The organism is Deltaproteobacteria bacterium (assembly GCA_016874775.1).
Lineage (GTDB): Bacteria > Desulfobacterota > Binatia > Bin18 > Bin18 > VGTJ01.
This window is the reverse complement of record VGTJ01000314.1, coordinates 1-3,609: the sequence shown is the minus strand read 5'-3', so window position 1 is coordinate 3,609 and position 3,609 is coordinate 1. Positions and strand designations below refer to the sequence as shown.

General features: G+C 53.8%; 3 protein-coding genes. 1 reads left to right on the top strand and 2 read right to left on the bottom strand.

From position 1 onward, the window contains the following. Nucleotides 1-401: 401 nt before the first annotated feature. A complete protein-coding gene (locus FJ147_27860) occupies nucleotides 402-1,079 on the bottom strand; it encodes a response regulator transcription factor (GenBank protein MBM4259699.1) in 678 nt (225 codons plus the stop codon). Further along, nucleotides 1,076-2,431 carry a response regulator gene (locus FJ147_27855; GenBank protein MBM4259698.1) on the bottom strand — a complete coding sequence of 452 codons (1,356 nt, stop codon included), beginning with the start codon at nucleotides 2,429-2,431 and terminating at the stop codon, nucleotides 1,076-1,078. Before FJ147_27855 ends, FJ147_27860 begins: the two co-directional genes overlap by 4 nt. Before the next feature lie 119 nt (nucleotides 2,432-2,550). On the opposite strand from FJ147_27855, the gene FJ147_27850 reads away from it, so the two are divergent. Further along, a complete protein-coding gene (locus FJ147_27850; GenBank protein ID MBM4259697.1) occupies nucleotides 2,551-3,315 on the top strand; it encodes a glucose 1-dehydrogenase in 765 nt (254 codons plus the stop codon). The last annotated feature ends 294 nt before the right edge of the window (nucleotides 3,316-3,609 follow it).

The following is a 3,609-nucleotide window of genomic DNA, read 5'->3' as shown; positions in this document are numbered from 1 at the left end:
ATTACTACTCAGCTGCATATGTTCCTCCTCTAGAGAGATCCTAATTCCCGTCCCTGGTCTGGCACGGGTGCGCCTATCTTGCACCTCTCTTCGTGTGAGGAAAGAACGCCGTTCAATCACCGCTTACGTTGAACCGCACAAGGCCAAAATCCGCTGCTGAGAACAAGGATGGTCGTGACAATACCGATGCGTGTTTGCATGTGAAGTGCTCCCCTGTCTTTTCTTACGAAAGTGGGGAGCTGTCTAGATGTGTAGGTGAGGGGAGAACAGATGACGAAAAAACGGTCAGAAGAAAATAACCCACAGAATGAGAGGCGGAGCGAAGGGTGAAGGGAGGCCTGGGAGTGTTCTTCCCCGTCTCTCCATTTCACCATGCCTCTGTCTCGTTTTTTGCTCTGATGCTACCGATCCGGTGTCACCAGCCCAGTACGAATCGCATATCGGACAAGTCCAGCGATATCGTGAATATCTAACCGCTCCATCAACTGAGTCCGATGAGTCTCGACGGTTTTGACACTAAGCGTGAGTTTTGCGGCGATTTCCTTCGTGGTATTCCCTTCAGCAATCAGCTGGAGAATCTCTCGTTGTCGGAGTGTCAGTGGATCGTGCGGGGAGGTCTCAACTTCTGTCCGATGCAGCGTTCCGCCAGCGGAGCGTTGCAGGTAGTCGGCGATGACGTGCGTCGAAATTGCTGGACTCAGATACTTCTCTCCTCGCATCACCGCACGAATAGCCAACTCAAGTTCAGTTGGGGCCGCATCCTTTAACAGGTATCCTGCCGCACCAGCTTGTAGCGCTTGAGTGACATATTCTTTGTTCGCGTGCATCGACAACATCACGACGCGGACGTGAGGAAAGTCGTGGGTCACCTGAGCTGTGGCAACGAGGCCGTTCATCTCGGCCATCGTAATGTCCATGAGAACCACATCAGGTGGATCGGCTTTGATCTTTTCGAGAGCTTCGCGTCCATCGCTCGCTTCTCCGATGACTTCCGCCCCAACCATTTGCTGGAGGAGGGTGCGAAGTCCGGCACGAACTAAATGGTGGTCGTCGACAAGGAGGATGCGAATAGGGTTCATGATGTACCTTTCATCTCCAAGGGAAGGGTAGCGGTTATTTGCGTGCCTTGTTCTGGTGCTGAAGAAATAACCAGTTCCCCATCTGCCAGACGAGCGCGCTCTTGCATACCGGGAAGTCCCATACTGAAGCCGCGCCCTGCTCGTTGTTGTGCGGACTCAACGTCAAATCCTCTGCCATTATCGCGCACGGAGAGGAGTAACTTCTGGTTACTACAGCGTAGGGTGACCCAAACGTCAGTTGCCTGAGCGTGGCGGGCTGTGTTGGTCACCGCCTCCTGGACCACACGGAAGCATGTGGTTGCGATTGCCGGGCTCAGATCTGCAGGAATCGGATCGATAGTGACATGGACAGCGAAGCCCACACGTTCTGCCTGGCGCTCCATGTACCAATTGAGCGCAGCGGTCAAGCCAAAGTCATCAAGCATCGACGGACGTAAGTCGAGGGATAGATTCCGCACTTGTTGAAGCGTGCGATTGACGATACCGAGGCTATCATCTAGTCGCGCGTGTAACGTGTCGGGCTGTCGTTGGGCAGCGTGGAGATTAAACTTGAGTGCCGTGAGTGCTTGACCAATCTCATCGTGGAGTTCCCGCGCTAACCTCCGTCGCTCATTTTCTTGTGCTTCCAGCACTTGGCGTGAGAGCGTATGTAACGCTTCTTCTGCCTGCTTGCGGGCATGGATCTCCGAAGTGAGCTGCATGTTCATGGTCGATAACGCCGTCGTTCGTTCTGCAACGCGATGCTCCAAATCGATTTGTGCATGGCGCAACGCTTCTTCAATACGTTTACGTTCCTCGATTTCGCTCTGGAGGGCCTGGTTTGCTTCAGTCAGTGCTCGTGCTTTATCCCGTTCTGCTTCGATCACACGGCGTAAGTCTCGGGCGTACAGTAACAACTGCGATTGATCGATTGTGGTGTCAGACTGAAGCGAGGATACGATATCCACCGTTGCGTCCTTAGCGAGAGGGCTGGGTTCTGTACACGCTTGCTGTTTCCATACATTTTGGATGCGCTCGCGCAGATCTAAGGGGCTCAACGGTTTGACGAGATAGCTGTGGACACCGACAGCATGGCCTAACTCCCGATCTTTGTCTTGGCCCTTAGCCGTAAGCATAATTACTGGGATACTGGCTGTTACGGGATCTTGACGTAGTTTGCGTGCGACTTCGATGCCACTGAGCGTTGGCATCATCCAATCGAGAATAAGCAGGTCTGGCTGCTGCATGCGAGCGAGATCAAGCGCTTCTTTGCCATCGCTGGCTTCAAGAAAGCTATATTCCGGGTCATTCATTGTCAGGCGCGCAAGCTCTCGCAAACTCGCATCGTCATCCGCTAGCAGGATCGTCTTCATACCGTTCGATAGAATAGAAAAGTTTGCTGAATTGCGCTAGTAGCGGGCTGAGGGAAAATTCCCCAAGGCGTGAGACTTGCGACTCAGGAGAATGCCCGATATCGAAGGGAGAGACAGGAATGGCTGGACATGGACTTTTTGATTTGACGGGGAAGCGTGGTTATGTCACTGGGGGAGGCTCGGGCTTGGGCCGGGCCATTGCCCAAGGGTTAGCGGAGTCAGGGGCGTCCGTTGTTGTCAGCGACATCAATGGTGAGGCTGCCGAGCTGGTGGCTGGAGAGATTCGCGCGCAAGGTGGACGTGCTCTGGCGTTGCGGACGAATGTTGCACTGCAAGCTGACGTGGATACCTTAGTGCGGACAACAACAGAGCAGTTAGGAGGCCTTGATTTTGCCTTCAACAATGCTGGCATCCTGAAGATTGTGCGACCAGAAGATATCAACATCAAGGATTGGCAAGAGGAAATTGATGTTGATCTCACCGGTGTCTTTCTGTGTGCTCAAGCGGCAGGGCGCTACATGATCGCGCATGGAGGCGGGAAAATTGTGAACACCGCGTCGATTTCTGGTTTAGTGGTCAATTCTGGATTAACCTACTCCGTGGCAAAGGCAGGTGTGATTCAACTGACGCGAGTCTTAGCGATGCGTTGGGCCCGTCATCGGGTGTACGTCAATTGTTTCAGTCCTGGTTATATTCGTACAGGAATGACCGCTGCCCATGTGGCACGACCTGAGGTCGAACAAGAGATGGTACGGCAAACTCCGCTCCGTCGCCTGGGTGAGCCACGTGACTTGGTCGGGGCTGCCTTGTTTCTTGCCTCAGCGGCCTCGGATTTCGTGACCGGCCAGAATCTGATTGTCGATGGTGGGGTGACGTTAGGGTAGCTGCTGGAGACGGGGACGTTGTCAGCGATCAGCCTATATAAGAGGCCCTCGGTGTTCAGCCTTTAGTGCTCAGCCTAAGACTAAGGTGATTTTGAGAAAAGAAGATACCCAAAGCCGAGCGAGTGAGGTACGATAGCGGAGAGACAGATAACGTAGGGAGAGGTGGAGGGGCTAGGGTGTTCAGGAAAGATTTCACCAGTCCAAGTGCTCAACAAATTAGTGGGCAACAGATTGCCGATTTGCGCTTAGCCGCAGCGCAGATGCGCGGTGCCAAGCGCCGTGCCTTTCAGGCCG